This is a genomic window from Frateuria defendens (genome assembly GCF_001182895.1).
GTDB lineage: Bacteria > Pseudomonadota > Gammaproteobacteria > Xanthomonadales > Rhodanobacteraceae > Frateuria_B > Frateuria_B defendens.
In genome coordinates, this window is record NZ_LFQR01000300.1 from 1 (window position 1) to 268 (window position 268).

Annotated in this window: 1 protein-coding gene; it reads right to left on the bottom strand. The window is 77.2% G+C overall.

Annotated elements, in window-relative coordinates; translation table 11 throughout:
• Positions 1–254, bottom strand: a 254-nt coding sequence (locus tag ACH65_RS18360) for an ethanolamine ammonia-lyase light chain EutC (protein ID WP_049624090.1), incomplete at its 3' end; no start/stop codon positions are given.
• Positions 255–268: the final 14 nt, after the last annotated feature.

A 268-nucleotide genomic window follows, 5' to 3' on the forward strand; every position in this document is an offset into this window, starting at 1 on the left:
TGGCTGGCGACGGGCAGCGGGGCCAGGCCGAGCCCGGCCAGCTGCGCGCAGAGCGCCGCCACGTCCAGCCGCGCGTGCACGGCGTCGCGCGCCTGCGCGTGGCTGTGGCCGAAGCGCAGCCACTCGCGGGTGGGCAGGCTGACGCCGCTGCGCCCCAGCGCCAGGCGCGCGGGGGTGAAGCGGCGCAGTTCGGACCATGGGTCCGCGTGGCTGGTCGGGGCAAGGTCGGGCCGTTCGTCCGGTTCGTGCTGCATGGCCTGGTTCCGCT